This is a genomic window from Yersinia enterocolitica subsp. enterocolitica, assembly GCF_901472495.1.
GTDB classification, from domain to species: Bacteria; Pseudomonadota; Gammaproteobacteria; order Enterobacterales; family Enterobacteriaceae; genus Yersinia; species Yersinia enterocolitica.
This window is the reverse complement of sequence record NZ_LR590469.1, coordinates 2906702-2933410: the sequence shown is the minus strand read 5'-3', so window position 1 is coordinate 2933410 and position 26709 is coordinate 2906702. Positions and strand designations below refer to the sequence as shown.

Genomic DNA, 26709 nt, shown 5'->3' with positions numbered 1-26709 from the left:
TGCATCTCCTCCTTAGTCAAAATTCATTTTGCTGGCTTTCAAATTCAGTATCGCAAGTGCGCCGACCAGAATGAAAATCAGTGTTGCAATTGCCGCTGCCAGCCCGAAGTCTTGCCCACCGCCACCTTCAAAGGCGACGCGATAGGTATAGTTAACCAGCAAATCGGTATATCCCGCAGGGGTACTGGTGCCAATCATATCCGGCCCGCCTCGGGTTAATAACTGAATCAGAACGAAGTTATTAAAGTTAAAGGCAAAACTCGCAATCATTAACGGGGTCAACGGCTTAATCAGTAACGGGAAGGTGATACGGAAAAAGTTCTGGAAAGGCCCTGCACCATCCATAGCCGATGCTTCATATAAGTCATCAGGAATGGCTTTCAACAGCCCCATACAGAGGATCATCATGTAGGGATAACCCAGCCAGGTATTCACAATCAAAATCATACCTTTGGCAGTAATTGGGTCACTGAACCATTCGGGTTTGATACCAAATAACTGATTAAGCATCAGGTTAATTTCCCCGAAGCTTTGGTTAAATAACCCTTTGAAGATCAAAATTGAGATAAATGACGGAACCGCGTAAGGCAATATCAGCAGCACGCGATAGATAGCTTTACCTTTCAGGGCATCCCATTGCACCACGCAGGCCAGTACCATACCGACGGCAACGGTCAGGATGACACTCAAGACTGAGAAGAGGATGGTCCAGATAAAGATCGAGATAAAGGGCTTTTGGATACCTTCATCTTGCAGTACCCGTAAGAAGTTTTTCCAGCCGATGGTGATAGTAAAACCGGGGCTGAGTTTTTCATTTTCCCACTGACCGTCAGCATTGATCGCCTGGTAAAAGCCAGTATCAAGGTTTGGTCGATATATCACACCTGTCTGCTGATTTTTGAGTTCTTTACCGTCAGCAGCTAATGTGTAAAGCGGGCTGGTTTCGGCGAATTGACGCAGTGAACTCATGCGCAGCTCACCCCCATTGGGCAAGACGGCCACCACGCCACTGAGTGCCTGACGATTTTGGGTAATAATGCGCAGTGAAGCGCGCTCGCCAGTCTGTTCAGCGCTGGCAGGGGCAAGGTGTAGTAACTGTCCATTGACCGCATCAAAGCTGAAAGGCTCGGAAATCAGTACGTTACTATCATCCGGGTTAGTCAGTTGTAAACGCCATTGGTTATTGCTGGGGTAAAGACCAAAAGTGTAGGTTTTACCGGTCTGGAATTGTCTATCCAGTAATACTGATTGGGCGCGTTCAAAGGTTAATTGGTTAGTACTACTGTAATTGGTAAAGGCAATGGCAATTGTGCAAATCAAGGGGAACAGAACAAATAGCCCCATCCCTGCTACGCCAGGGTAAACATAACGCCAGGCATAAGCACGGCGATTGGCAAAAACGTACAGCCCCAGAGTCACCAGAATCAGCGTCACGATGGCAAAAAGATATTCGCCCTGAGAATACATCAACACGATTAAATAGCAGGTGAATAAACTTAATATGCTGATAATAATCCACTTAAGCGCATCACTTTGCCACCAGGCGGTTTTCTTTTTACGGCTTTGGTATTCGGTGTGGGATAACTGCATAATATTCCCTTTCATACTCTTCGTACTTGACGTTGCAGCGGTGTTAGCTGCTCTCACTTACCCTACGGGCTAGCATCAATGCTGTTCAAATCGGTTTTCACCGAGCTGTCATTCACTTGCTGCCTTGCTGCAACATCAATTACTTTGAGTATGTTACAGCGAGTACTGTCGGGGCACGGCGAACCGCGCCCCTTTTGCAGGTGAAACAGTTACTTAACGACACGGGCTGCTGCGTCGTTCAATGCAGCTTCCACGGTTTGACGCCCACTGATGGCGTTCAACACCGCACTGCGGGTTGCATACCAGAAAGCGGCCATTTGCGGAATATTTGGCATGATTTCGCCTTTGGTGGCGTTAGCCATAGTTGCCGCAATACGTGGATCTTTTGCCAATTGCTCCTGGAATGATTTCAGTGCAACAGCGCCCAGAGGCTTATCTTTATTGACTTCAGCCAGGCCTTGGTCAGTTATCAGATAGTTTTCCAGGAATTCAGTCGCCAGTTCTTTGTTCGGGCTGGCGGCGTTAATACCAGCGGTCAGAACACCGACGAACGGCTTGGAAGGTTGGCCGTGGAAGGTTGGCAGTAACGTCACGCCGTAGTTGATTTTACTCTTATCAATGTTAGCCCATGCCCACGGGCCATTGATGGTCATCGCGGTTTCGCCTTTGTTAAAGGCCGCTTCTGCGATGGAGTAATCAGTATCGGCATTGATGTGTTTATTCTTCACTAAATCGACAATAAATTGCAGACCGGCTTTCGCACCGGCATTATTCACACCGACGTTTTTGACATCATAGACGCCGTTTTCAGATTTGAAGGCATAACCGCCGTCAGCGGCGATAAGTGGCCAGGTGAAGTAGGGTTCTTGCAGGTTCCACATGATGGCGCTCTTGCCATTAGCACGCAGGGTAGTATCCAGTGCTGGAATCTCTTCCCAGGTCTTCGGTGCTTCTTTGATAAGGTCTTTGTTATAAATCAGAGACAGTGCTTCGACCGCCACTGGGTAACCAATCAGTTTGCCATTAAAGCGCACGGCGTCCCAAGTGAACGGGAACAGTTTGTCCTGGAAAGCTTTAGATGGATGCAATTCGGCCAGCAAGCCAGATTGCGCGTAGCCACCAAAGCGGTCATGTGCCCAGAAGATAATGTCCGGGCCATCACCGGTCGCAGCCACTTGTGGGAATTTTTCTTCCAGTTTATCTGGGTGCTCGATAGTGACTTTGATGCCAGTGTCTTTTTCAAATTTCTTACCGACTTCCGCCAACCCGTTATAGCCTTTATCGCCATTAATCCAGATAACCAGTTTACCTTCTTCAATCTTGGCAAAAGCAGAGGAAGAGAGCACCAGTGTGGTTAACGCTGAAAGGGCCAAAACACGTGCGGTCTTACCAATGCCGGATTTTGTGAAGCTGCGAGTCATAATCCAATCCTTTTATCCAATTTTGTGGGTACCGACTTTCTTGTGAGTCATTACATCTATCTTATTGCACTGACCAAAACATTTATTACAGGGACTAATACATTACGCTGACATATTGAGTCACAACTAGATACAGCATCATCCTCCCCCTCTCTACGCCCCCCAACGAGTTATTGTGATCGACTTAACACTGCAGCCTATTCTGTGGTGTCAGACACAATAATGTAGGTCGAAATTTGCGTGTTAGATCACGTATTTGTATTTGTGATGGAACTTCTACTCGCAGTGGTCGTTCCCTCATCCTCCCATCTCCTCCCCCATGAAAAACTTTGTTACGGATGATTACCAAATAGTGCTACTCCCGCATTATCGCCGTCATTGAAACAGCGTCACCAACCAAATGTGGTTGTTCGGTTAATTATTACCCAGGTAGATCAGGACGTTGCAGCATTAACCAACGTGCGGCCCTATACTCAGGCCGCGACGTCGTCCGGGGCAACCTTGCTAAGGCATGGCGGTACGGCGCGCAGCAAGAGAGTCATCAGGGGACTGGGAGTAATCGATGGGTCATGCCGGAATTTGCTTCCGCCATTTTTCTTCAGTCAGGTTCATATGAAAAGTTGTTTGCGTAAGCGAAGGAGTAACAGATGGCTAATGTAACGCTGAGCGGCGTTTATAAGGCCTTTGGTGAGGCTGTGATTTCCAAAAATATTAATTTGGAAATCGATGACGGTGAGTTTGTTGTCTTTGTTGGGCCATCCGGGTGTGGAAAGTCAACGCTACTGCGGATGATTGCCGGTCTTGAGGATATTACCTCGGGTGAGTTGTTGATTGGCGGTAAACGGATGAATGAAGTGCCACCGTCAGAGCGCGGTATTGGCATGGTGTTTCAGTCATATGCGCTTTACCCCCATTTATCTGTAGCAGAAAACATGTCTTTCGGCCTGAAATTGGCCGGTGCGAAGAAAGCAGAAATTAACCAACGGGTGAATCAGGTAGCTGAAGTGCTGCAACTGGCTCACCTGCTGGAACGCCGACCTAAAGCGCTATCAGGTGGTCAGCGTCAGCGTGTGGCCATCGGGCGTACCTTGGTCGCCGAGCCGGATGTCTTCCTGCTTGATGAACCGCTTTCCAACCTGGATGCGGCACTGCGGGTGCAGATGCGCATTGAGATATCACGCCTCCATAAGCGCCTGCAACGCACCATGATTTACGTCACCCACGATCAGGTCGAAGCCATGACCTTGGCCGACAAAATTGTGGTGCTGGATGCCGGCAATGTGGCGCAAGTCGGTAAGCCACTGGAACTGTACCACTATCCAGCCAACCGTTTTGTCGCGGGCTTTATCGGCTCGCCAAAAATGAATTTTTTACCGGTGAAAGTGACCGCCGTTGAACCTCATCAGGTGCAGATCGAACTGCCAAATCCTAATGGTCAGTTAGTGTGGCTGCCGGTGGAAGGTGAGCGAGTTCATGTCGGTGCAAATATGTCTTTGGGTATCCGCCCGGAACATCTGCTGCCAAGCAGTGCCTCTGAAGTCACGCTGGAAGGTGAGATTCAGGTGGTAGAGCAACTGGGTAATGAGACTCAAATTCACATCCAAATCCCTGCAATACGTCAAAACCTGGTCTACCGCCAGAACGACGTGGTGCTGGTAGAAGAAGGTGCAACATTCGCCATCGGTCTGCCGCCATACCGTTGTCATCTGTTCCGTGAAGATGGCACTGCGTGTAAGCGATTGTACCAAGAACTGGGCGTCTAGTTACCACGACGGCCGGTTTCGGAAAATGTTAAGCACGCATGCCGACAGGCAAATATAACAGGAGATTACTGATGACTACTCTGCGCAAGTTACCGATAGCACTGGCTGTTGCCGCTGGTGTCCTTTCCACTCAAGCTATGGCTGTTGATTTCCACGGGTATGCGCGTTCCGGTATCGGCTGGACGGGAAGTGGCGGTGAACAACAATGTTTCAAAACAACCGGTGCTCAAAGTAAATACCGTCTGGGTAACGAGTGTGAAACTTATGCGGAACTTAAATTAGGCCAGGAATTGTGGAAAGAAGGCGATAAAAGCTTCTACTTAGACACCAACGTCGCCTATTCCGTTTCGCAACGTGATGACTGGGAATCGACCGACCCGGCTTTCCGCGAAGCCAACGTGCAGGGTAAGAATCTGATCGAATCCTTGCCGGGTTCCACCATGTGGGCCGGTAAACGTTTCTATCAACGTCATGACGTTCATATGATTGACTTCTACTACTGGGATATTTCCGGCCCAGGTGCAGGTTTAGAAGCCATTGATCTGGGCTTCGGTAAATTGTCTGTGGCAGCAACTCGTAACTCAGAAGCGGGTGGTTCAAGCGCCTGGATCAATAATCAGCGCAAAGATGCCGATAAAACCATCAACGATGTGTATGACATCCGTTTAGCCGGTTTAGAAACCAACCCAGGTGGTTCACTGGAGTTCGGTGTGGACTATGGCCGCGCCAACACCCAAGACGATTATTCATTAGCACCTAATGCTTCGAAAGATGGCGTGTTACTGACCGCTGAACATACCCAAAGCATGATGGGTGGCTTTAACAAATTTGTGGTTCAGTATGCGACTGACTCTATGACTTCATGGAACAGCGGCCATTCACAAGGGACGTCTGTAAACAACAACGGCCACATGCTGCGTGTTATCGACCACGGTGCCATCAATCTGGCAGAGAAGTGGGACATGATGTATGTCGCGTTGTATCAGGATACTGACTGGGACAACAACAACGGCACCACATGGTACAGCGTGGGTGTGCGCCCAATGTACAAATGGACGCCAATCATGAGTACCTTGCTGGAAGCGGGCTACGACAATGTTAAATCACAACGTACCGGTGACCGTAACGGCCAGTACAAACTGACTCTGGCACAACAATGGCAGGCAGGTGACAGCATTTGGTCTCGTCCGGCAATCCGTGTCTTCGCAACTTATGCTAACTGGGATGAGAAGTGGGGCTATAACAATGTCGATAAAAGCCCAGATAATGGGTTAGCGCAAAACGGGACCATTGGTACCGATAGCCGTGGTAAGAGCAATGAAGTGACCTTCGGCGCGCAATTCGAAGCCTGGTGGTAACAGAAGTGATGCAGCCGTCCTTTGGGGCGGCTGTTCTGTAAACATACCCAAAATAGTTCGAGTTGCAGCAAGGCGGTAATTGAGCGAATCACGATGAGTTGACGCGAAGTCAATGATTCGGGTGAGTGAAAGTAGCCAACGCACATGCGGCTTGAAGTATGACGGGTAGATTGGTTAACTTTGCCGACCTTGCCTGTGCACAGTTAGCGCTGACGCTCAATGTACGAGGGTATAACAATGAAAAAGAATCTGCTGACACTCTGTCTGGCATTGGCTCTGGGGGGCACCGCACCTCTGGCAGCACAAGCCGAATCAACGATTTCTCCTGCGAATGTTTCTATCGCGCCGACTATCAGTACCGCGACATTACAACAATTGCCCTGGCAGCCATTAGTGCCACCGGCGACGCAAGATATCAAATTGACTGCTTCCAGCCCGCAAATATCGCAAGGGAATGTGGAAGGGGCGGTAGCCGCTTTTGCTTTACCAGCCGATCGTGGATCGATGGAGATCACGCTCAGCAGTTTAGTGACAGACAACCAATTATTTGCTCCGAGCGTATTAGTGTTAGACGAACAAATGCGCCCGGCGGCTTACTATCCGTCCAGCTATTTCACTTATGAAAAAGCCGGCATCATGACCAGTGATCGCTTGCAAGGCGTGATGAAACTGACGCCAGCATTGGGTCAAAAACAGATCTATCTGCTGGTCTACACCACCCGTGATGATCTGGCTAAAACTACCAAGCTACTGGATCCGGCGAAGGCTTATGCCATGGGGGTAGGTAATGCGGTGCCCGATATTCCGGATCCTATTGCCAAACATATCCCGACCGGAAATTTAAGAATTAAAGCCACTGCCGAGCAAGGCATGGGTAATGTGATGATTGGCTTAATACAGTCAACACCGGCATCAGCACCAGTGGTGGTGGGCAGCACTGCTCAGCCTGCGGCAGTTGCTGCACCTGCGCCAGTCGCGGCAAAACCAGCAGAGCCAATGCTGAGTGAGACTGAAAACTACTTCAACCAGGCGATTAAAGACGCGGTGAAAGCCGGTGATGTCGATAAGGCGCTGAAATTGTTGAACGAAGCGGAACATTTGGGCTCAACTTCAGCCCGAAAAACCTTTATTGGTAGTGTAAAAGGCAAGGGGTAAATCCCGGCACTGCCGAATATGGCTGGATGATTGGTGCGCTTCGGCGCACCTTTTTTCTTTATATTATTCAGGGCGACTATTGTCCCTCGCTACGCCGTGTTTTAGTTAATTTTATTTTAAATATCAAATTCACTTATTTATTTTTTATAGAAATACAAAGAGTAAATGAGCCTTTATAAGACATCCGATTGGTTTTTTGTCGATATCATAAACAACTGTTTATTGTTCAGCTAATTCAATTAAAGGAACTAATTGATGTTGAAGGAAACCCAACTTTGCTCATGGGCTGCGACTATGCCGTGGTCGGCTCCATTCTCGGCGCAACCGTGGGCACCACCGATTGCAGAAGATAATATTGCACTGCTAACCATGAGTTCTATCATGGCTGAACTTAGCTCTCTCTGGGAAAAGAATAGCGGGCGCTTAAAAGCGACGGAAAGTGACAATGAGTTCTATGCGAAAAGAATAGCGTATGCGGGGGAGGTAGATGATTTATCGCATTCAAGCCCTGAGTTAACAGCGGCTCATAGAAATGAAAGCTCCTATATTATCAATCTGGAGCAGGGTATTTTTTCTAAGCTGTCCCAAAAAGGCCTGACACTCTCCAAAGATGAAAAATTGACGCCACTGGCTGCGCTAAGCCTTGTCTGGTGGCTGAACCAAGAACATCAGCCCACAGTGGATGAATTGTCTGCTGTCATTTATCGGCCAGAAAACAAAGATATCCGGCTTCAGGCAGCGATACTCTATAACCATTCCCATTATGGCAATCGCTATGGTGAAATAGCAGATATTTCCAATGCAGATTTGAATGATTGGGGCATGAGAAAGCTGAGTGCGCCAGAAAATCCGGTGTCCAGAGCGGTCAGAGCATTAAGGGTTATCCATGACGGGACGAATGCCCGGCCTGCGATACTGCAATCTCTGAAGACTAAGCTTCCACTGGCGGCTTATCTTTCTAATGGTTTTGCACCGAAAAATGCCCAGGGCAGCTATCTGATAAAGGCTTCGCCGGAATTGGGTGATATGGTTTTAACTGGCTGCGGCCAGATTGGTTTTGATACCTGTGGTCAGCAGGATTTCACTCAATTTATTGATACCCAAAAAAAAGATTTCGATATCACATACGCTGAATTCATCTTGGGTAAAAAGCCAGAAATCAAACTCGTTGAAGGCACCGCAGGCCGAAAGCCTGATATCATATACGCCGTCGGCAGTCTGGCGTTTTCACTCAAAACCACCCTTAGATTACATTATCAATTGCAAGGCAAAGCCATTAATGGATTGGTACAACAAAGTACCGAGCAATTGTATGAGCTATTACTTCGGGAAGAAGAGCAGTTACATCAAGCGGGCGGGGTGCGTTATAGCCCGACCGCCATCTTTTTATCTCATTTTAGTCAATCGAATGAAGTTGAGCCACTCACCTTGCGGCAGGCAGCAAGTGTTATCAAACACACTGGCGGATCAATGGATGTGTCCCATTTGTCTAAAGATGCTCAACAGGTCTTTGATAGCATAAAACAATTGGCAGGCAATATTGTTGCTGGTACAGCTATTGATGTGGAATATGACAGATTTGAAGTGGAGCTTAAAGCGCTGGCTCAACTTCTTAAGCCTGAGCATCCCCTACATACACTGGTGCATTACCGACTCTATAAATCCGAGCAAGAAAAAATTCAGCGGCAATTAGATTACCTCAATATGCGTTTGGCCTATGGTCATCTTCCCGCTGTTTTTGATAGGGATCAGGCAATAGAAGAGATCCTGATTGATAATAATGTAAAGAACATATATTCAAGCAGGAACTATATTTACGGTCAGGATCCCCAGTTTGGCTCTTCAAAGAAGAAAGATGACTCACCCTTTGGCGAGTTTAAAGAGCGTCTGGATGGAAGTGATCGAACCGCTGGCAATATGTCGGGCATGTTTTTGGATGTTTTTAAAGCGATGGCAGCGAAACAAACTGAATATTATGAGTTTATCCAATCTCATCCGGCAATCCATGCGCTGGCAATTAAAACATTAATTGATGAAGGTAAACGGCCTGCGGGCGGTACACTGCAAGATAACATCAATGCCCTTGCCGACGGCTATCGGCCAGAGTCTGTCAACGCGCGTTTTTGGCGCAGGGCCTGGACCTCGTTAGAAGAGCATTGGGTGTGTAAACTCCCACTACCGAACCCGATGTGCACTATCGCCAGAGTCGAAGGCCCGCGTTCCCGCAACGAAAATGAAAATATGGCAGCGGGGATGGTGGCTATGGTGATGGAGGCGGGTCAACTCAGGGGCATGGAACGCGGGGTGAAATTAATTGAAAATCCGCCACCGGGTGTAAAACCAACGGTTTCTCTCGCGCCACCTCCACGGCCTGCCGTGCCTTCCGATTTACCAGTGGGGGAAGGCGAACTGACCCAAACTCGCCAAACCATACCCAACCCGCGTGGAGAACCGATTGAAGTGCAGCGGGTAGCGCTAAAAGATCCACTAGCCTTGGATGGAATGCGTCAAGCCTGGGTCAGGCAGGGTGGCGGTGGGGCCGCCTATTGGGAAGTTGATTTAGCCACCGGTAAGGATTTAGGTGTGGTTTTGAAAGAAGGCCCCGAATTCATCAAGCAAGGCAGATTGCCGGGGGGCGGGCCAGTGCTATCAAAAGCGCGTAATCCTGAATTCAATCCTGAAATTAAGTTAGGTAAAAAGATTGGCAGTGGATTCACAGCTGAAATCTATCTTGATGCCAATAACCCCGGCTTTGTTTTAAAGAAATTAAGGCCTACACGAGATATGCTTCTTATAGATGCATTCAAGAAAGAAGTTGAGTTTTTTAATCGCTACTACGGCGAAGGTGCTGCTGAGTTAATTCGTGAGGGTGATCGACATATTATAAGAATGTACCGAGTGCCTGGGATACCCCTGATAGAGATTGAAGCTAAAACTTTCCTGCCGGGTGCGAAGGACAGTTTTTTACGTATGATTGACGATTTGGCTTATTACAATATTATCCATAATGACTTGAATTTTAATAATGTATTATATGATAAAAGAACTAACACCTTTCACCCTATCGATTTCGGTGATGCTAAAGATGGGTATTACTCACCAAGTGAACCTGGCAGCGGCGAGAAATATTGGGGCATAAAAATGCGGGTTGGATTTATCCTTGAACATATTGAAGAGTATTCACTTTCTTAGTTTGTTGGCCGTAATAAAAAGCAACCTGATGCCACCAGAGAAACAATCTGCGCTACAATGGCTCCTTATTTATGACTTCGTGGGGATAGATGTTTTATCCCCGGCAGGGAGCAAACTGCATGTCTACCAGCGATGCATCAATTATAAAGCCTATCCAATGGTGTGCCATTGAGCCGCCGAATCTACCAGCCGCTATCGCGGATTGGCTGATGGAATTAGGGTCGATGACCCGGCGTTTTGAGCTGCATTGCCAGCAGGTTCATGTCGAGCCACAACGAGAATGCTTTATTAGCCGTGATGAATTAGGCGAAGAGGCTGAACACCTGCCGATAAGTGAGCGCTATTGGCTGCGCGAGATTGTATTGTGTGGTGATAATCAGCCGTGGCTACTGGGGCGCACGGTAATCCCAGAGGGGACACTGTCTGGCCCAGATCGGGCGCTAGTGGATTTAGGCACTCTCCCCCTTGGGCGCTATTTATTTGGTGGTAACAATTTAACCCGCGATTATATTCAAGTAGGGCGTCAGGATGAGCTTTGGGCGCGCCGTTCGTTGCTGCGCTTGTCCGGTAAGCCCCTGTTGTTGACCGAAGTTTTTTTACCCGCCTCGCCGCTATATTCGATTTAAGGGGGGATTTTGGAGAGTGAGAAATTGAAGGGAAGTGAATTTCAGAGCAAATGGCGGGCTTATTGCCGTTTGATGCGCATCGATAAACCCATTGGCTCATTATTACTGTTGTGGCCGACCCTCTGGGCGTTATGGCTGGCAGGGAAAGGTATTCCCGACACCAAAATATTGATTGTTTTTGTCTTGGGCGTTTTTTTTATGCGCGCGGCTGGGTGTGTCGTCAACGATTATGCTGACCGCCGCATTGACGGTTTTGTGAAACGCACCGCATCACGGCCATTACCTAGCGGTCTTATCAGTGAGAGAGAAAGCAAAGTCCTGTTTGTGGTTCTGGTATTGCTCTCGTTTGGGTTGGTTCTCACGCTCAATAGCATGACCATCTGGCTGTCATTGGCAGCACTGGCATTAGCCTGGGTCTATCCCTTTATGAAGCGGGTGACACATCTGCCGCAGGTGGTGTTGGGTGCGGCCTTTGGTTGGTCAATCCCGATGGGTTTTGCCGCCGTGAGCGAAAATTTACCGTTAGTTTGTTGGCTACTTTTATTGGCTAATATCTGCTGGACGGTGGCTTATGACACCCAATATGCGATGGTTGACCGTGATGATGACCTGAAGATTGGCGTCAAATCTACTGCGATTTTGTTTGGTCAACAGGACAAGCTGATTATTGGTTTGCTGCAACTGGCAACGCTGGTTCTGATGGTAACTATTGGCTGGCTGATGAATCTTGGCGGGGCATTTTATTGGTCAATCCTGCTGGCTGGCGCGTTGTTTGTCCACCAACAGAAGATGATTGCCGGGCGTGAACGTGACCCATGCTTCCGCGCGTTTTTGAATAATAATTACGTGGGATTGGTGCTATTTCTCGGGATTTTTATTAGTTATCTATAAAAAAATGGCCAGATGATGAATCCGGCCATTTTTGCTTTTGCTTAACGGAGCGAAGAGTTAGTTTTCTTCTTTATCCTCTGCCTCGGGTTCTGGCAGCAGGTTATTTGTTTCTGCCGGCATACTGACGCTTTCAATCGTCAGCTTCACTTCCGGTGTCATCAATGCGCTCAGCATATTGTAAACTTCCAGCGTATGTTCCTGAATTGCATCACCGCTGTCACTGATATAACCCTCTTCGCGCAATGTGCCCACCAAGGTTGAGAACACGGCTTTATCGAAGAATTCCGGTGCGTTAATCCCATGCAGCACAGACAAACGCTGCGCCATAATGCGGCTCTCTTTCTCCAGCGCACCCCGATTGATGCTGGGGTTCGCACTAAGTAATGACAGAGTAATCGCATAACGTTGCAGGGTTTCGCGCACACCCGCCGCCAGTAATTGCAGTGGGCGGATACGGGCTGGGTTCAGCACCAACTCGCTCCCTTTGTCGCAAATCAACTGCTGGCGCGCCAGTTCATCAATCAGCGTATCCAGGGTCTGTGGCAGTTGCTCTTTGCTGTAATGCAGGAATAATTCAGCTTTTAACATCGGGTAGATCATGCTGATTTGGCGTAACAACTCGGCACGGGTAATGCGTCGTTGGTACATTACCATGCTGGCAATCAGTGATGGCAGGATCAGCAAGTGCTGAATGTTATTGCGATAATAGGTCATCAGCACGGCTTGCTCCCGTGGCAGGATGATAATGTCACCAATATTGTCTTTCTCCACCTCGAACTTATTCATATTCAAGGCGTGATTAAGTAACTCTTCCGGCGTTTTATCCGGCACGGTGACATCTTTCGCATAAGGCACATTGCGCATCAGTTGCAAGTAGCAATCAAGTTGCTCAAGTAACTGCTCGCGAGTGAGTGAACGCTGACGTGAAGCTAGCAATGCGGTAGAACACAAGTTCATGGCATTGGCTGCTGCTGCATTGTTAATTCGGACCATAATCTTACCGGCCAAATCATTCACCGCCGGCGTCAGCCAGCTTGGGCGCTGCGCTTCAATAGGATCGATAGCATCCCGCCATTGCGGCACATTGGTATTCAGATAGGTGGTCAACGGTATCGGCTCACCAAAGTTGACGTAGCCTTGACCGAGATTACGCAGCTTGCGCAAACCCCGCAACATCTGCAACAGGCTCTCTTTCTCTTTAGTCGCACCACGTAGTTCTTTGGCGTAAGTACCCACTTCCATCACATGCTCATAGCCGATGTAAATCGGCACCAAGGTGATTGGGCGTGAACCGCCGCGCAGCATAGCCTGTATGGTCATCGACAATGTGCCGGTTTTTGGCTCCAGCAGACGACCGGTACGTGAGCGCCCACCTTCAACAAAGTATTCCACTGAGTAGCCACGGGTGAATAACTCACCCAGGTATTCACGGAACACGGTGGAATAGAGCTTGTTGCCTTTAAAGGTACGGCGGATAAAGAACGCACCTAAGCGGCGGAAGATCGGGCCAGCAGGCCAGAAATTAAGGTTAATACCAGCAGCAATATGCGGCGGCACCAGCCCCTGGTGATAAAGGACATAGGAGAGCAGCAGGTAATCCATGTGGCTGCGGTGGCAAGGTACATAGACGATTTCATGACCATCTTGCGCCAACTGCCGTACACGTTCTGCATTATGGACGTTAATCCCTTGATACAAGCGGTTCCACGTCCAGCTCAAAACCCTATCCGACAGACGCACCGCTTCATAAGAGAAGTCGGCAGCAATTTCTTCCATCAGCGTTATGGCGTTTTGCTGTGCTTTCTCATGGGAGATTTTCTTGGTGCGAGCTTCATCGGCAACCGCTTTTTCAATCGCCTTGGAGGTTAACAGCTTCTTGAACAGGTCTTGACGTGCCGGTAGGCTCGGGCCAACCGCAGCCAAACGCTGACGCGAGAAGTGCATCCGCGCTACGCGTGCCAATTTATGGGCAATCGTTTTATCTGTACCATGCTCACTGGCCATCCGGCGTAGTGAAACCGTGGTGGAGAAACGCACAAAGCTATCGCGACCCAGCCACAATACTGCAAAGAATTTCTGCACGCCGTTCAGTACGCGCAGATGTGGCGTACCGTGGCCTTCGCGCCCTGGAGAGCGGCCAAACATCACCGACACCGGCAGCATTTGAATATCCAGCTCCGGGTTGTTGCGATGCAGATCGAGATAATCGTGGAATATTTTTACCGATTCCTGCTTCGGGGCGTAGTAGCGAAACACCCTTGGGCCGTTATCGATAAAGACATGGCTGGGAAGTTGCACGCCATCGATTTCCAATGGAATCAATGGGTCGGGCAAATCCTGTGCCTGACACTGCGCTCGCAAAGTCAGTAAATCAGCCTTAGAATTGTAAGGCAAAACGTACAGAATAGGACGAGACGGGTCTAACCCTAACTCAGTCACAGGATCTGCCGGAATAACCTTGCTCTTTACCAACAGTTTAAGTGGTAAATTCAATAACTTATAATATATTTTACGCCAACCTGACATAACTACATGAAGCCTCTTGTTAGCAATTCGTCGCAAGGATACCAGAAACTGGTTTTGAGATCTGTGGTGATGAGACAACAGAAAGCGGCAAAAATCATCATTAACTTAAGATAAAGGCAATAAAAATGGCAAATCAGTCAACAGGATTAACCCGAATCTATAAAGCCGCTGGTTATTCTGTGAAAGGTTTAACCGCAGCCTGGAAAAATGAAGCCGCGTTTCGTCAGGAAGCAGTGGCTGCCATACTCGCTATCATACTGGCCTTCTGGCTGGATGTAGATGCCACAGCACGCATTTTATTGGTTGCGAGTGTGGTGTTAGTCATCATTGTTGAAGTCATCAATAGTGCTATTGAAGCGGTGGTGGACCGCATCGGCAGCGAACTCCACGAACTATCAGGTCGGGCCAAAGATATGGGATCTGCTGCCGTGTTTCTGGCCATTTTGTTGGCGCTATTTATATGGGTAACCGTGCTCTGGCAACATGTCGGCTAAGAATGAGATAAACATCGCTGTGGATGTAAACAGTGATTAATCCCTGTTTTTATTCACTCTTTGGTTCCCAATACCCGCTTACCTGTATATACTCACAGCAAGACTGTATAAACAAACAGGGGGCGGAATGAAAGCACTTACTACCAGACAGCAAGAGGTTTATGACCTTGTGCGCGATCACCTAGCGCAAACAGGTATGCCACCGACCCGTGCCGAAATTGCGCAGCGTCTGGGGTTTCGCTCTCCTAACGCCGCTGAAGAGCATTTAAAAGCACTGGCCCGTAAGGGCGTTATCGAGATTGTCTCCGGCGCTTCTCGCGGTATCCGTCTATTGATGGAAGAAGAAGATGGTTTACCACTGATTGGTCGGGTTGCCGCAGGGGAGCCACTGTTAGCGCAGCAGCATATTGAGGGGCACTATAAAGTTGATCCCTCCATGTTTAAGCCGAGTGCGGATTTCCTGTTGCGGGTAAATGGAATGTCGATGAGAGATATCGGTATTCTGGACGGCGACTTACTGGCAGTACATAAAACTCAAGATGTGCGTAATGGGCAAGTAGTTGTTGCGCGTATTGATGATGAAGTAACGGTAAAACGCTTGAAAAAACAAGGTAATATCGTACAACTTCTGCCAGAAAATAGTGAGTTTCAGCCGATTGTAGTCGATCTGCGTGAACAAAGTTTCACTATTGAAGGTCTGGCCGTTGGTGTCATCCGTAATGGCGACTGGATCTGATTTTCGCGTTTATCTATATACCCTTCATTAAGAAGGGTATATAAAGAATTTTACTCCTTTCATATTTAATTCAATCTAGTTTGAGAACATTCCGATAATAAGTTATTACTTGCTGTTTTAACTGAATATTACGAGGTTTTCCTTTCTGTTTATTTCTCAAGTTGCAGTCATTAATACTAATCTGACTTTAATTATCAGTATCCTCTGCTATAGTTATTCATACGGTAAGCGAAGCAACAAGTTATTATATTTTAAATTATTTACCGTGTTGAATTAAATAAACTGACTAATCCCAAGGTAACGGAGATATTATGAATAAAGATCAAGCCGACGGTAACTGGAAGCAGTTTAAAGGTAAAGTGAAAGAGAAATGGGGCAAGCTGACCGATGATGACCTGACAGTCATTGAAGGCAAGCGTGACCAGCTGGTAGGGAAAATCCAGGAGAAATACGGCTATCAGAAAGAGCAAGCCGAGAAAGAAGTGAAGGCCTGGGAAGATCACAGCAAATATCGCTGGTAGCAGCGTTAAACGGAATTAAACTGATATCGATATAAATATATCTGGCCTTTAGTTTTATAGAATAATCATATTATTCAATAACCATTCTTTTTTTATATTTTTTAAAATTCAAATGAGTGGTGACTTTAATAATTAATAATATTCTATAGGTATTCTATTTATATCGAGTTGACACAAGGAGGTGTCTTGTTTTACTTAAAGCCCATCCATATTTTCTACGGTTCTAATTCAGCTCATATTTATCCTGCCGCCTATCTGACGACAGTCTACTTTTACCACGAGATACTATTTCTTCTTTGTCACAATAGAATGGTCGTGATCACAATGATCATGGCTTTCGCATGCTTCAACTTCCCCACATTCCGCACATAAACCATGAGCTTCAACCACAGTATGGCGCAGGGTAAAGCCCGATTGTTTGGCCAGTTGCGCCAGAGATTCTTCGATACCAACAGTTGTCCGTTCAGTCACTATCTTGCAGCGATCGCAGATAAATAATGCCGAAGTATGAGTTGGCTCTTCAAAATGATGGCACAACACATAGCTGTTTGCTGATTCAACACGGTGAATAAACCCCTGCTCAAGCAAGAAATCCAATGCACGATAGACTGTTGGCGGTTTAGCTTGTGGTTCAGAAACACGCAGTAAATCCAACAGATCATAAGCACTGATCGCACCAGGTTGTTGCGCCATCAAACGCAAGACTTCAAGACGTTGCGGTGTCAGCCGGACGTTTCGTTGTTGGCACAGGCTTTCAGCCTGAGCAAGCAGCTTTTCCTGATTGATAGGGTTCATCATGTACATCCCGCAGCATTTGAATGGTATCGATTTTATCATATTTACAGCTAATCGCCGATAGATGAAAAAAATGGGATGTCGTGGAGTGTCACAACTTTAGCAAGTTGCAGCAGCTAGCCGCGGATTGCCATATGTTGAGCTACAACTATCACTCAGGCCGCCATCGTAAAGTTCTATGGTATAATCACAAATTCCTTCCCATTGTTTGGTTTGCTCAATGAGTAATATCAATGGGTAATTGATGCAGCCATAACCGATGAAACTACAGTAAATGTACCAAGCTCAGACTTTTTCCAGCACTCAGGCCGATAAGCCACATTACCCCCTGCAACGTTTCTCCGTCGCGCCGATGCTCGATGGGACGTACTAACAATAAATATCAGTAAGTTACAAATTCACGGGGTGCTATTGGGGTGCTGGTGGTCTAAGTTTTTCAACACCATCAATATTATTTGATCCGCGCCAACTCTGTTTTTGCTTCCCCGCGCCGCTTATCAATAAAGTCCGCTAAATCGTTAACGTGCACCATTCTGGGAGCCTTTTGTGAGTCACCGATACGGAAGGTGGGAACCGGCAGATCACCAGCGCCAGCTTTCTTATCTGCTGTTGCAGGCTTCATACCGAAATACCGCTCAGCAATATCGGACAGCGGGATCGTTGATGTTTCAAACTCAGCCATTAACAAAAATGTTGTATTCATACATACCCCACACTGTTTATTTAAAGGCCCGCCGCACACAGGCCGTGACTAAAATTATTCTGCTGCTGGTGGATCACACTGAACCGGCTCAGCGATAACGCCATGACGGTTTAACACACCAATAATTAATTCCCTCTTACAGCCGATCGCTGGCACGTCACGCAATTCATTTACCAGCATTGAGAAAATATGGCGTGGTATTTCTGCTGGTTTGGCTGCTGTGAATAGCTCTGTAAAATCATCAACACCCATTTCATTGGATTTCTCGGCTCTGTCTTTGTCCAGGGTAACCACATTTTGGGCGCAAAATCTCCATCGCCACGCAACAGGCGGCAACGCTTTCAACTCTGCAAGTTGCTCACGCAGTGATAGCAGTTCCTCTAATGCCTCCGCATCATTGAGTGCCACCTGACCATGTTCAACTGACGACCATTTCATTTCACTGGCTATGTTCCTAATTTCTGCAATCCGCTTTTCCAGCTGCTCTTTACTCAGCATCTGCATTACCCTCGATCTTGAAACGGTAGGACGAATGGCAGTGGTGTCTACTGCCATCTTGTAGATGGCTTTAATGGTTGACCATCCAATTACTGTCCTTACCGTTTGAACCCCCAAGTCATTACAGCGCTCACACGAATAATGTTCGTCATAGTTGCCGCCACACTTCTCACATGTAATATCTGTCTCTGTGAAGAATTCACCGCTTAAAGCGCCTTTCGCTCCGTTTCCTGCTGTCAGTGATTCTGGCATGATGCAATACCCTTCAGGCACAAGTAGCTTCTCGTTTGCCGCTGATAACGCTGCTTCTGCTTTCTCAATTCTATCTATCAGAGTGATAATTGATGATGCTGGGATGAACGCATGCCGTAGGGGGGAGATAGCTATCATTTCTTCGCAGTGCTCTCTTAGCTCTTCGATGTTATTCATCAGTTGTTACCCCTCATGGTGCGAATTGCAAAGCCCATAACTTCTGGCTCATTTCTGGTGATTTTTAATGCTTTCCCGAATTCTGGGATAAACCTGTTATCGAAACTATTCAAAATAGTAGTGCAGCAGCCAACATTTCTTTCTTCGCAGTTTTCAAATGCGAATGAGCAAATCATTGGCATCTGATTTTCATTGCAAATATCGATAATTTGCCTCATCAGTGGGCTGATTCTTTCGTCATAAACGGATTCTAAATCGTATATTTCAGGCATTCTGTTCACTCCTCAGGCTGGCGGCGAAACTCAATGCTTCTTTACTAGCCACAGCCCAATGCCGCTCGGCCTCGTAATCACCATCACTGTCATCTGCCCACGATTTAAATGCTTCCGCCAATTCATCAACACCCTGAGCCTTTATTTCGTTAAGCGCCTTATCCGTCGCGATAAATGGGTTTTCGGCATTAACATCACGAGAAACGTGCATGTTTATTTCGGATACATAATCAAGAGGGATGCTGGCACACATGCAATCTTCACCCTCATCAACAAACTCAGAATGATTTTCGCTAATATCGGTGAGTAGCTTTAGCATTACTGCATTTTCGCCAATCAATTGCTGCACTCTCGCTATTGTGTCACCCGCAACAGCGCCGGTAATACCCAAAGCCTCAGCAATCAGTGAGCAGGTATTGAGTGCAGCATTGCGCTGATCCTCAATGTTAGCGATTTTGCGAATAAGGTACTCGGCCACACTCTCGTTAACGAACATGTCACCGGCAACGCATTTACCAGTAATCAGCCCATGCATTTCAATTACGTTCATCACTGTTTCCTCGCATAGAGAACGCCATCCACCGGAAGGCATTCATATTCAGGTGGTAGACCTTGTTGCTGGATGTCGGCTATACAGTTCTTATCATCCGGATAGACGTAGCCTTGCGGCTCGTATTGGCACGGCTGGAATGTGTAGCAGACGAGTAAAAACAGGCCGTACATCATGATTGAGTAGCCGCAGTCAGCTCATTGAGCCGCGCTGCGAAAACAACACGGATCTGGCTTGGCGTCATTGGTACTATTGCAATGTCAGCCTGGGGGATACCCTCAAGCATCGGCCATTCCTTACCGTCATCGATGTCCAGTTCTTGGCGTTCGGTGGCCAGCATAATCAGATCGCAGTAATGAACGACTGAGGACATTTCGGCAGGAAGCCCAAATTTTTCACGTATAGCCATATCAATCCGATGCTCAATAACTTTGTAATCGGGCAGCAGACGTTTAAGAGGGGAGGGGATATCTCTGCAATATGCTTCGGTTGCATCATGCAGCAGAGCTTCAAGTGCAAATTCTTCCGGCACAATCTGGCTCATTAACCAGCAATGTTGGGCCACACTATAGAAATTCGGCAGGTGACCGGCAAAGCGGCATTCATGTGATAACGCCTGCGCGATATCTTCAATACAAATACTGCTGGCCAGTGGTTTTAAATAATCAAAGTCCAGCCCTGAATAAGTCGTAATATAAGACATAAATATACTCCACACGGTTTTTAGGTAATGCCCCGCCAAATACCCCATTGCTGGGATATTTGAAGTGATACTAATAAGTTAGGGTTTAATTAATTACGCTTTGAATTTACCAATAAAGGTTTCAACTTCGACGTCTTTAAATTTAGCGGTAAGCAATTCAAGAAATTCTACGGCAATCTTTTCTTCTTCCGCTTCCAGTTGAACAATGCGCAATACTAAAACGGGAACATTGCCGCCGGTGAGAATGCTATAGCGCAATTTAAATCGACGTTCACCTAATCCCTCATAAGGAATACATTTAAATTCAAATGCCGCTGGCATGACATCTTTGCTTTTGGCTTCCACACTTTCCATTACAGATCGTTTCGCGCTGAAGTCCTGGTCTTCATGATCGGCCGAACTGGTTTGTTCAATGGTAATACGGCGAACGGCACCAACGGCTTTCTTTATATCCAGCACTACACCATCAACATCAAAGGCCAGCAAGAACTCACGGTAATCTTCCAGCCATTCAGCAAGTTCTTTCTGAGTCTGCTTACGACCATCAATATTAAGCAGTTCACGGAATGGCGCTGTTTTTTTGAGTGATAAGCTGGCGGTGTTATCGGCATGCCCTGGATTTAGCAGAGTGCCAATGTTGAAGATAGTTTGTGCGCGCATTTCATCGGCATCAATAAAGCAGCGAACACCGTCACCAGCATAGCCAGATGAATATTTTACAAACTCATCAATGTTGCTGGTTTCCATTGCACCACGGAAGCGGTAACGCTCAAGCTGGAACTGCTCAAGACTTTTAACTGAAACGCTAGCGGGTAAAGCAATGGTATCGCAAGCGGTGGAAGCTAATTTCCGTTCAACTAATGATGCTAATACCATATCGCGAATTTCGGTGATGGCTGATGAATCTAATTGTTGAGACATATATAGTCCTTAATCATTTAATTAATAGTGTTCCGTAATGGCAGTTAATTAACGGTCTTTAATTTACCGTCAGCATCACCCTTAATTGTGAATAACTGGCCCTGATCTTCCTGCATAATTGCCAGCTTACCGCCTTTGCCAACATACATAGGCGTTTCGGTCGTATCTTCTTCGGAGGACTTACCGCGAGGTGTTGGGGTGGTGAATTTAAGCTTATGGGAGATCATAACGCGCTTTTCTTCCATTGAATTACTCATACGAGATAAATCAAACTCAATGGTTACTTTTCCTTTACCGCCATTATTCAGAACGCCTAGCGCGGCAGCATTTAAAGCAGCAGATATTTTATTTTCGAAAATACCGGCATCCAGTTCACCAAGAAACTCCGGTACCACGGTTTTTCTGTCTTCACTCATTGGGGCGACCCTCAGTAATGCAGTTCGCACTGCGTTGTTTACTCCACACACAGAGAAGTACTCCGATCCGGGGGCTTTATACTGTACGGGTTTAAAGGGATAACCCGCCCGGAGCACTTCTCTGTGTGAAAAGGGCGGCTGGCCTAATCTGGTGTTGGCAGGCGCAGCCGCTAAAGACACAGCACAGCAATGGATTAAATCTGTGCCTGGTTACTTCTCCACCTCAGGCGGCGGTGGTATCCTCAAAGTCCCTACAGCAAGGAGGATTTTTCTGTGAACAATGAAGACATAAACATTCGTCTTAAAGCTATGGAACTTGCCATTACGCGTCTTGCAACTTCAATTACTGAAAATGGCGGGCCATCATCTACAGATCTAGAAGGACACATTCTTTATTTTCGAGAGCGTCTTGGTCGTGGTGATTTAGAACCTCAACAAGAACTAATTTTCAAACAAACACTGGCGCTGCTTGATCCGCTATCACCAAAACCAGGCGACCTGTTTTAATTATCCGTTTCACAAAGGCTTTTACTGGTGTAATAACCACGCTTCACGGCTGCTTGATTACTCAGCATCGACTCAGCGAGGCGTATGTTTTGGTTGGTTTTTGCATTAGGTTTAAGTTTCTGGAGTTCTTTGGAGTCCTCGAGCAACAAACGAATCAATGCAATTTCACATTCATTAATAGCCTGGTATTTAAGCCCGGAAGGTAGGTTAAATGTCCTGCCTTCAAGTTTATCGCTATCTTTTTTGCTGATTTCCATCCTGGTTACTCCACACTGTTAAACTCGGCGTTCTTCGAGCATCCGGTACTGATATCTCACATCTGGTTTATTCGATATCAACTCATCCAAATGCTTTAGCGCTATAAGTTCGGGTAGTCCTTTACTTATTGTTTTCCAAGCACCTTTACCAATTCTTCTTTGTATCACCCATGCCTGATAGTCCATTTCAGCTACTCCACACTGTTAACTCTACTAAGCGAATCATCCGGTGTTTCGTATGCCACCGGCAGCTACTTCGTGGGCGTCCTGCCTGTTCGCTGTTGATGGATTCAGTATTAGTAAACTTACATTTAAAGTCAAGAATAAAAGTTAAGTTAACTTACTTTTAAGGCTGGGGCATAAAAAAGCCCGCGCATAGCGGGCCTCTTTAAGAAGATATAAGTGATTATGGTAGGTCGATGATTATCTGCTTTACTACACCAATCAGTTTACAGGTGTCATCTACTTCAATAGGCTTGAATTGAGGGTTTAACGGCATTAAATATTTATTAGGGCCATCAATTACAAATTTCTTAATTGTCGCTTCATGATTTCCATTCGTCTGAGCTATAACGATTTTTTCATTAACATCTTCAATAAATCCGTATTCTGGATCGACTATCACAATAGCCCCTTCAGGGATGCTTAGTGAGCCTGATGCTGTCATTGAATCGCCTTTAACTCTTAAGGCAAATGCAAAATCAGAAATTTTTGCTGTAGTTTCAACCCATTCAGATCTAGCACCAGTCGAGTTAAGTGCTTCAGTCCAGGCACCGGCCTGTACCCATGAAATAACGGGGACAACTTTTGATTTACTGGCCATGGCCTTTATCGAAGGTTCTAATTCTCCCTTTCCAGATAAAAGCCACTCTGGTGAACATTCAAGCAATGAGGCGAGTTTCAGCAGGCTATCGCTGGATAGGCCGGTAGCATCACTTTCCCATTGAGTTACGGCAGACGCAGAAATGCCTACATATTCAGCGATATCTTTTTGGGTCAGCTTCAACTGCCGCCGCCTGAATTTGATTCTTCCGCCAACTGTATTCATAGCATCCACCACATATAAAAGACGTAAGTAATCTTACATTCAGTTGACGTAAGTAGTCTGTGAATATACGATGTAAGTATGCTTACTTTTATGGAGGTAACTATGCATAAAACTGACGTTCTTGAATTCTTCAAGGGCACATCGAAAACCGCTATAGCTCTTGGTGTTTCGCATAGCGCTGTTTGCCAATGGGGTCACATCATTCCAGAAAAGCAGGCTTTAAAAGCTGAAAAGATTACGGAGGGGAAATTGAAGTATGACCCATCCGACTACCAGAAGCCTACGGCACCCGCTGCTTAAGTTAAACCACCAAAGAGAGAGAAACATTGTGGATAACAAAGACTTTCCAACCCAACCGGATATCAGTGACGCAATACACCAACTGATAACTCAGACGCCGGGCAAGTATGACGCGATGGCTAAACAGTTATGCCCATTATCCGGTACCGAGAATGCATTGCGTAACCGCGTTCGCCAGTTGGCGGGGCAGGTCGTACCACTGGGCATGGCGATAGAGATGGAATCAATCTCTGGCCGTTCCGATATCACAGAGGCGATGTGTAAGCGTGCTGGTGGTGTGTTCGTGAAACTGCCAGATGTTTGTGATATCGGAAACGAAGAATTACTTATCAAATTTAATGAGTTACTGGCGGCTCTGGGTGATTTTGGTCGTGCTCATAATGAATTTACAGCGGACGGAGTTTTAGATCGCAACGAGAGTAAGAGATTGAAAGCTAAAGGGTATAGAGCACAGTCGATTATTGCAGAGATTATCGTTGTTTCAGAAATGCTGTGGGGTGATGGCCCGGTGTGCGGCACCGGACCATCGGGTGCATTAACTAAACGTGTGGAGTAATTAACGCATGAACATTGTAGCGGCTAAACGTTCTATTCCGCAACTGCGTTGCGTTTGTGTCAGTCCGTTCCGGTATGAACGAATGATAAAGGGTCGGTGGGTACCGTGCAACCACAGCAGGGCGCGGGGAATTGTGGGTGCGGTTCGCCGTAAGTGGGGCCGCGTATGACAAATCCCGGCTCAACTACTACCAACCCAATCCAATTACTCGATCGTTATTACAACGATAAGCGCGGCGTTCGTGTTCACGTTATTGGCTACGACAACGCAACGGGGAAAGTCATTTTTCGTCGTGATGACTATGAGCATGACTGTTCAATACCCATCCGGCGTTTCAGGAAAGAATATAAGGCGGTTGTATGAGCGTAAAGCTATCCAGTTATGTATGGGACGGCTGTGCGGCTGCGGGTATGAAGATATCAAAGGTGGCGATTATGGCCCGTCTTGCTGACTTCTCTAATGATGAGGGTGTGTGCTGGCCGTCCGTAACGACGATTGCCCGGCAGATAGGGGCAGGTGAGAGCACCGTTCGTACTGCGCTGGCTGAACTGGAAACTGATGGCTGGTTAAGCAAGAAAGCCCGCCGCGCCGGTAATCGCAATGCTAGTAATGTTTATCAGTTGAATGTTGCCAAACTTAAGGCTGCTGCTCATGCGTCAGAATCCGACACCTCAAAATCTGACGGGTCAAAATCTGACGGGTCAAAATCTGATGGCTCAAAATTCGACGGGTCAGAATCTGGCAATAATGGCACTTTTGACCCGCCAGAATCTGGGGGCGATCCGTCAGTAAAATCAACACCAGATCCATCAAGTAAAAACACTTTTGGGCAACCGCCAGTGGCGGAAGCCCGAGATGAGAATATTTCTAAAGAAATTAAATTCACCGACGAAGCTATCGAGGTACTCAAACACCTGAATCAGCTCACTGGGGCTAAATACACCACCATAAAAACCAATCTCCAGAATATTCGCGCTCGCCTTACTGATGGCCATGACAAGCAATCACTGATCTTGGTTGTGGATTATTTGGTTAATCGCTGGCTTGGCACTGACTGGTCTAAGTATTTGAACCCAGAAACCATGTTTCGCCCGACTAAATTCGATGGAAATTTACTGGCTGCCGGTGTTTGGCACAGTGAGGGGCGGAAGACCGCATCGCAACAGGACCAGGCTACAGATCACACAGAGCGGGATAAAGCCTATAAGCGCTTTACTGGCAGAGGGCTACCTGTTCGCAACCCTAGCGCCCTCGAAACCATGGTTATCAAAAAAGCCAGTAGTGCGGGTGTTCGTGGGGCTAAAGGTGATTCCGGCGTAATTAAATGGAATGCCATCTGGAAAGAATGCAGCCAGCGCTTGAGCGGGGAGAAAGCAGCATGACCTATCAAGTTATTTATGCCGATCCACCGTGGGCCTATCGTGACAAAGCGAATAGCGGTAAGCGCGGTGTCGATTTCAAATATCAGACCATGGATCTTGCTGATATCTGCCGTTTGCCTGTGTGGGAGCTGGCGGGTGATAGTTGTTTGTTGGCTATGTGGTGGGTACCGACTCAACCACTGGAGGCGTTAAAAGTTGTTGAGGCTTGGGGATTCAGGCTGATGACTATGAAGGGCTTTACCTGGCACAAGACCAACAAATTAAAAGGGAACAGTGCGATCGGCATGGGCCACATGACCCGCGCCAATAGCGAGGATGTGTTGTTTGCCGTGAAGGGCCGGTTACCTGAACGCCTGAATGCCGCTATCTGCCAGCACCAGACGGCCCCGCGTGGTGAGCACAGCGCCAAACCTGATATTTTCCGTGATCTGCTGGTTCAGTTGTTGGGTGATGTTCCCCGCATTGAGTTGTTTGCCAGAACACAGGCCGAGGGCTGGGATAGTTGGGGTAATGAGTGCATCAATAGTCTGGAATTAACCCCTGCCACTATTCTGGCTGCACCACAAAGTCAGCTGCAAAATATTCCTGAAATTATTCCGGTACCGGAAAGTGGGGTAACCGCTTGAAACTAATCCTGCCATTTCCACCATCAGTTAATAGCTACTGGCGCGCCCCCACAAAGGGGTCGTTAGCGGGTCGCCATCTTATCAGTGCGAAAGGTCGTCAGTTTAGAGTTGAGGCTTTAGCCTGCGTTCTTGAACAGTTACGGCGGGTACCAAAAGCGATTACTGGTCATGTAGCGGTGACCATCAATTTCTACCCACCCGATCGGCGCATCAGGGATATGGATAATTATCTGAAAGCGCCGCTTGATGCTCTCACTCATGCGGGTGTTTGGGGTGATGATAGCCAGGTAAAAAAGATGGCGCTTGAATGGGGTCCAATCATCAAGGGAGGGAAGATAGAGATAGTTATCAGTGAGGTGAATAAAAATGTTCCTCGTTGATATTGTATTGATGTACAGTGTTTGTACAGTTATTCACCTCTCCAGTTGTGCGGACATTGGATTGGAGAGGCTGGTTAAAACTAATGTGTGGAG

Annotated in this window: 29 protein-coding genes and 1 pseudogene; 17 read left to right on the top strand and 13 right to left on the bottom strand. The window is 47.1% G+C overall.

Features of this window, described 5'->3' with window-relative positions:
- Nucleotides 1–12: 12 nt before the first annotated feature.
- Complete coding sequence (malF, locus tag FGL26_RS14030) at nucleotides 13–1590, bottom strand: maltose ABC transporter permease MalF (protein WP_005174571.1); 1578 nt, start codon at nucleotides 1588–1590, stop codon at nucleotides 13–15.
- A gap of 209 nt (nucleotides 1591–1799) precedes the next feature.
- Entirely contained in the window at nucleotides 1800–3011 is a 1212-nt protein-coding gene (gene malE, locus FGL26_RS14025) for a maltose/maltodextrin ABC transporter substrate-binding protein MalE (protein WP_005174570.1), read from the bottom strand.
- 402 nt (nucleotides 3012–3413) lie between these two features.
- Between malE and FGL26_RS14020 the strand changes: the two are divergent.
- The 7 genes and pseudogenes from FGL26_RS14020 (at nucleotide 3414) to ubiA (ending at nucleotide 11996) form a co-directional block, all read left to right on the top strand.
- Nucleotides 3414–3643, top strand: a pseudogene (locus FGL26_RS14020) (hypothetical protein).
- Between the two features lie 15 nt (nucleotides 3644–3658).
- On the top strand, nucleotides 3659–4774 hold the full coding sequence (gene malK, locus FGL26_RS14015; protein WP_005165719.1) for a maltose/maltodextrin ABC transporter ATP-binding protein MalK: 1116 nt from the start codon (nucleotides 3659–3661) through the stop codon (nucleotides 4772–4774).
- A gap of 71 nt (nucleotides 4775–4845) precedes the next feature.
- Entirely contained in the window at nucleotides 4846–6132 is a 1287-nt protein-coding gene (locus FGL26_RS14010; protein ID WP_005174568.1) for a maltoporin, read from the top strand.
- A 237-nt stretch (nucleotides 6133–6369) separates the two neighbouring features.
- Complete coding sequence (gene malM, locus FGL26_RS14005; RefSeq protein ID WP_005174566.1) at nucleotides 6370–7287, top strand: maltose operon protein MalM; 918 nt, start codon at nucleotides 6370–6372, stop codon at nucleotides 7285–7287.
- A gap of 255 nt (nucleotides 7288–7542) precedes the next feature.
- The gene (locus FGL26_RS14000) at nucleotides 7543–10479 is read left to right on the top strand and encodes an OspG family effector kinase (protein ID WP_005174564.1); all 2937 of its coding nucleotides are present in this window, start codon (nucleotides 7543–7545) and stop codon (nucleotides 10477–10479) included.
- Nucleotides 10480–10598: 119 nt separating this feature from the next.
- The gene (ubiC, locus tag FGL26_RS13995; RefSeq protein ID WP_011817301.1) at nucleotides 10599–11105 is read left to right on the top strand and encodes a chorismate lyase; all 507 of its coding nucleotides are present in this window, start codon (nucleotides 10599–10601) and stop codon (nucleotides 11103–11105) included.
- Nucleotides 11106–11129: 24 nt separating this feature from the next.
- Nucleotides 11130–11996, top strand: coding sequence for a 4-hydroxybenzoate octaprenyltransferase (ubiA, locus tag FGL26_RS13990; protein WP_005174553.1), 867 nt, complete (start codon nucleotides 11130–11132; stop codon nucleotides 11994–11996).
- Between the two features lie 57 nt (nucleotides 11997–12053).
- Here ubiA and plsB read toward each other — a convergent pair whose 3' ends face one another.
- The gene (gene plsB / locus FGL26_RS13985; protein ID WP_005174551.1) at nucleotides 12054–14522 is read right to left on the bottom strand and encodes a glycerol-3-phosphate 1-O-acyltransferase PlsB; all 2469 of its coding nucleotides are present in this window, start codon (nucleotides 14520–14522) and stop codon (nucleotides 12054–12056) included.
- Between the two features lie 125 nt (nucleotides 14523–14647).
- On the opposite strand from plsB, the gene FGL26_RS13980 reads away from it, so the two are divergent.
- The 3 genes from FGL26_RS13980 (at nucleotide 14648) to FGL26_RS13970 (ending at nucleotide 16273) form a co-directional block, all read left to right on the top strand.
- The gene (locus FGL26_RS13980) at nucleotides 14648–15016 is read left to right on the top strand and encodes a diacylglycerol kinase (protein WP_005165710.1); all 369 of its coding nucleotides are present in this window, start codon (nucleotides 14648–14650) and stop codon (nucleotides 15014–15016) included.
- Nucleotides 15017–15143: 127 nt separating this feature from the next.
- Entirely contained in the window at nucleotides 15144–15752 is a 609-nt protein-coding gene (lexA, locus tag FGL26_RS13975) for a transcriptional repressor LexA (RefSeq protein ID WP_004704739.1), read from the top strand.
- 311 nt (nucleotides 15753–16063) lie between these two features.
- The gene (locus tag FGL26_RS13970) at nucleotides 16064–16273 is read left to right on the top strand and encodes a CsbD family protein (RefSeq protein ID WP_004391853.1); all 210 of its coding nucleotides are present in this window, start codon (nucleotides 16064–16066) and stop codon (nucleotides 16271–16273) included.
- A gap of 285 nt (nucleotides 16274–16558) precedes the next feature.
- Here FGL26_RS13970 and zur read toward each other — a convergent pair whose 3' ends face one another.
- The 8 genes from zur to FGL26_RS13930 form a co-directional block, all read right to left on the bottom strand.
- Nucleotides 16559–17068, bottom strand: a complete 510-nt coding sequence (gene zur, locus FGL26_RS13965; protein WP_005174547.1) for a zinc uptake transcriptional repressor Zur — start codon at nucleotides 17066–17068, stop codon at nucleotides 16559–16561.
- Nucleotides 17069–17519: 451 nt separating this feature from the next.
- Nucleotides 17520–17771, bottom strand: a complete 252-nt coding sequence (locus FGL26_RS13960) for a pyocin activator PrtN family protein (RefSeq protein ID WP_005174545.1) — start codon at nucleotides 17769–17771, stop codon at nucleotides 17520–17522.
- 54 nt (nucleotides 17772–17825) lie between these two features.
- Nucleotides 17826–18698 carry a hypothetical protein gene (locus tag FGL26_RS21695; protein ID WP_005174543.1) on the bottom strand — a complete coding sequence of 291 codons (873 nt, stop codon included), beginning with the start codon at nucleotides 18696–18698 and terminating at the stop codon, nucleotides 17826–17828.
- Nucleotides 18698–18970: a hypothetical protein gene (locus FGL26_RS13950; RefSeq protein ID WP_005174541.1), complete on the bottom strand. Its 273-nt coding sequence runs from the start codon at nucleotides 18968–18970 to the stop codon at nucleotides 18698–18700. Before FGL26_RS13950 ends, FGL26_RS21695 begins: the two co-directional genes overlap by 1 nt.
- Nucleotides 18963–19520, bottom strand: a complete 558-nt coding sequence (locus tag FGL26_RS13945) for a YfdS family phage-associated protein (RefSeq protein WP_005174539.1) — start codon at nucleotides 19518–19520, stop codon at nucleotides 18963–18965. The genes FGL26_RS13950 and FGL26_RS13945 overlap by 8 nt, the downstream gene beginning before the upstream one ends.
- 172 nt (nucleotides 19521–19692) lie before the next feature.
- The gene (locus tag FGL26_RS13940) at nucleotides 19693–20223 is read right to left on the bottom strand and encodes a hypothetical protein (protein ID WP_005174531.1); all 531 of its coding nucleotides are present in this window, start codon (nucleotides 20221–20223) and stop codon (nucleotides 19693–19695) included.
- Nucleotides 20224–20316: 93 nt separating this feature from the next.
- Nucleotides 20317–21144 carry a YfdQ family protein gene (locus FGL26_RS13935; RefSeq protein WP_005174529.1) on the bottom strand — a complete coding sequence of 276 codons (828 nt, stop codon included), beginning with the start codon at nucleotides 21142–21144 and terminating at the stop codon, nucleotides 20317–20319.
- A 44-nt stretch (nucleotides 21145–21188) separates the two neighbouring features.
- Nucleotides 21189–21560 carry a YfdP family phage-associated protein gene (locus tag FGL26_RS13930; protein ID WP_005174527.1) on the bottom strand — a complete coding sequence of 124 codons (372 nt, stop codon included), beginning with the start codon at nucleotides 21558–21560 and terminating at the stop codon, nucleotides 21189–21191.
- Nucleotides 21561–21833: 273 nt separating this feature from the next.
- Between FGL26_RS13930 and FGL26_RS13925 the strand changes: the two genes are divergently transcribed.
- Nucleotides 21834–22067, top strand: coding sequence for a hypothetical protein (locus FGL26_RS13925; RefSeq protein WP_005174526.1), 234 nt, complete (start codon nucleotides 21834–21836; stop codon nucleotides 22065–22067).
- Here the strand turns inward: FGL26_RS13925 and FGL26_RS13920 are convergent.
- Nucleotides 22064–22324 carry a hypothetical protein gene (locus FGL26_RS13920; protein WP_005174523.1) on the bottom strand — a complete coding sequence of 87 codons (261 nt, stop codon included), beginning with the start codon at nucleotides 22322–22324 and terminating at the stop codon, nucleotides 22064–22066. The two genes, FGL26_RS13925 and FGL26_RS13920, sit on opposite strands and share 4 nt — an antisense overlap.
- 406 nt (nucleotides 22325–22730) lie before the next feature.
- Nucleotides 22731–23372, bottom strand: a complete 642-nt coding sequence (locus tag FGL26_RS13915; RefSeq protein WP_005174521.1) for a LexA family protein — start codon at nucleotides 23370–23372, stop codon at nucleotides 22731–22733.
- A 102-nt stretch (nucleotides 23373–23474) separates the two neighbouring features.
- On the opposite strand from FGL26_RS13915, the gene FGL26_RS13910 reads away from it, so the two are divergent.
- The 6 genes from FGL26_RS13910 (at nucleotide 23475) to FGL26_RS13885 (ending at nucleotide 26616) form a co-directional block, all read left to right on the top strand.
- Nucleotides 23475–23672 carry a Cro/CI family transcriptional regulator gene (locus FGL26_RS13910; RefSeq protein WP_005174518.1) on the top strand — a complete coding sequence of 66 codons (198 nt, stop codon included), beginning with the start codon at nucleotides 23475–23477 and terminating at the stop codon, nucleotides 23670–23672.
- 28 nt (nucleotides 23673–23700) lie between these two features.
- Nucleotides 23701–24228 carry a YmfL family putative regulatory protein gene (locus FGL26_RS13905; RefSeq protein ID WP_005174516.1) on the top strand — a complete coding sequence of 176 codons (528 nt, stop codon included), beginning with the start codon at nucleotides 23701–23703 and terminating at the stop codon, nucleotides 24226–24228.
- A 165-nt stretch (nucleotides 24229–24393) separates the two neighbouring features.
- Nucleotides 24394–24591: a DUF4222 domain-containing protein gene (locus tag FGL26_RS13900; RefSeq protein ID WP_005174515.1), complete on the top strand. Its 198-nt coding sequence runs from the start codon at nucleotides 24394–24396 to the stop codon at nucleotides 24589–24591.
- Nucleotides 24588–25610 carry a conserved phage C-terminal domain-containing protein gene (locus FGL26_RS13895; RefSeq protein WP_005174513.1) on the top strand — a complete coding sequence of 341 codons (1023 nt, stop codon included), beginning with the start codon at nucleotides 24588–24590 and terminating at the stop codon, nucleotides 25608–25610. Before FGL26_RS13900 ends, FGL26_RS13895 begins: the two co-directional genes overlap by 4 nt.
- The gene (locus FGL26_RS13890; RefSeq protein ID WP_005174510.1) at nucleotides 25607–26236 is read left to right on the top strand and encodes an MT-A70 family methyltransferase; all 630 of its coding nucleotides are present in this window, start codon (nucleotides 25607–25609) and stop codon (nucleotides 26234–26236) included. Before FGL26_RS13895 ends, FGL26_RS13890 begins: the two co-directional genes overlap by 4 nt.
- Nucleotides 26233–26616, top strand: coding sequence for a RusA family crossover junction endodeoxyribonuclease (locus FGL26_RS13885; RefSeq protein ID WP_005174508.1), 384 nt, complete (start codon nucleotides 26233–26235; stop codon nucleotides 26614–26616). The genes FGL26_RS13890 and FGL26_RS13885 overlap by 4 nt, the downstream gene beginning before the upstream one ends.
- The last annotated feature ends 93 nt before the right edge of the window (nucleotides 26617–26709 follow it).

Excerpts from the sequence above, each read along its gene's own strand:
- malF (WP_005174571.1), bottom strand. The coding sequence starts at position 1,590 with ATGCAGTTATCCCACACCGAATACCAAAGCCGTAAAAAGAAAACCGCC.
- malE (WP_005174570.1), bottom strand. The coding sequence starts at position 3,011 with ATGACTCGCAGCTTCACAAAATCCGGCATTGGTAAGACCGCACGTGTT.
- malK (WP_005165719.1), top strand. The coding sequence starts at position 3,659 with ATGGCTAATGTAACGCTGAGCGGCGTTTATAAGGCCTTTGGTGAGGCT.
- FGL26_RS14010 (WP_005174568.1), top strand. The coding sequence starts at position 4,846 with ATGACTACTCTGCGCAAGTTACCGATAGCACTGGCTGTTGCCGCTGGT.
- malM (WP_005174566.1), top strand. The coding sequence starts at position 6,370 with ATGAAAAAGAATCTGCTGACACTCTGTCTGGCATTGGCTCTGGGGGGC.
- FGL26_RS14000 (WP_005174564.1), top strand. The coding sequence starts at position 7,543 with ATGTTGAAGGAAACCCAACTTTGCTCATGGGCTGCGACTATGCCGTGG.
- ubiC (WP_011817301.1), top strand. The coding sequence starts at position 10,599 with ATGTCTACCAGCGATGCATCAATTATAAAGCCTATCCAATGGTGTGCC.
- plsB (WP_005174551.1), bottom strand. The coding sequence starts at position 14,522 with ATGTCAGGTTGGCGTAAAATATATTATAAGTTATTGAATTTACCACTT.
- FGL26_RS13980 (WP_005165710.1), top strand. The coding sequence starts at position 14,648 with ATGGCAAATCAGTCAACAGGATTAACCCGAATCTATAAAGCCGCTGGT.
- lexA (WP_004704739.1), top strand. The coding sequence starts at position 15,144 with ATGAAAGCACTTACTACCAGACAGCAAGAGGTTTATGACCTTGTGCGC.
- FGL26_RS13970 (WP_004391853.1), top strand. The coding sequence starts at position 16,064 with ATGAATAAAGATCAAGCCGACGGTAACTGGAAGCAGTTTAAAGGTAAA.
- zur (WP_005174547.1), bottom strand. The coding sequence starts at position 17,068 with ATGAACCCTATCAATCAGGAAAAGCTGCTTGCTCAGGCTGAAAGCCTG.
- FGL26_RS13960 (WP_005174545.1), bottom strand. The coding sequence starts at position 17,771 with ATGAATACAACATTTTTGTTAATGGCTGAGTTTGAAACATCAACGATC.
- FGL26_RS21695 (WP_005174543.1), bottom strand. The coding sequence starts at position 18,698 with ATGAATAACATCGAAGAGCTAAGAGAGCACTGCGAAGAAATGATAGCT.
- FGL26_RS13950 (WP_005174541.1), bottom strand. The coding sequence starts at position 18,970 with ATGCCTGAAATATACGATTTAGAATCCGTTTATGACGAAAGAATCAGC.
- FGL26_RS13945 (WP_005174539.1), bottom strand. The coding sequence starts at position 19,520 with ATGAACGTAATTGAAATGCATGGGCTGATTACTGGTAAATGCGTTGCC.
- FGL26_RS13940 (WP_005174531.1), bottom strand. The coding sequence starts at position 20,223 with ATGTCTTATATTACGACTTATTCAGGGCTGGACTTTGATTATTTAAAA.
- FGL26_RS13935 (WP_005174529.1), bottom strand. The coding sequence starts at position 21,144 with ATGTCTCAACAATTAGATTCATCAGCCATCACCGAAATTCGCGATATG.
- FGL26_RS13930 (WP_005174527.1), bottom strand. The coding sequence starts at position 21,560 with ATGAGTGAAGACAGAAAAACCGTGGTACCGGAGTTTCTTGGTGAACTG.
- FGL26_RS13920 (WP_005174523.1), bottom strand. The coding sequence starts at position 22,324 with ATGGAAATCAGCAAAAAAGATAGCGATAAACTTGAAGGCAGGACATTT.
- FGL26_RS13915 (WP_005174521.1), bottom strand. The coding sequence starts at position 23,372 with ATGAATACAGTTGGCGGAAGAATCAAATTCAGGCGGCGGCAGTTGAAG.
- FGL26_RS13910 (WP_005174518.1), top strand. The coding sequence starts at position 23,475 with ATGCATAAAACTGACGTTCTTGAATTCTTCAAGGGCACATCGAAAACC.
- FGL26_RS13900 (WP_005174515.1), top strand. The coding sequence starts at position 24,394 with ATGACAAATCCCGGCTCAACTACTACCAACCCAATCCAATTACTCGAT.
- FGL26_RS13895 (WP_005174513.1), top strand. The coding sequence starts at position 24,588 with ATGAGCGTAAAGCTATCCAGTTATGTATGGGACGGCTGTGCGGCTGCG.
- FGL26_RS13890 (WP_005174510.1), top strand. The coding sequence starts at position 25,607 with ATGACCTATCAAGTTATTTATGCCGATCCACCGTGGGCCTATCGTGAC.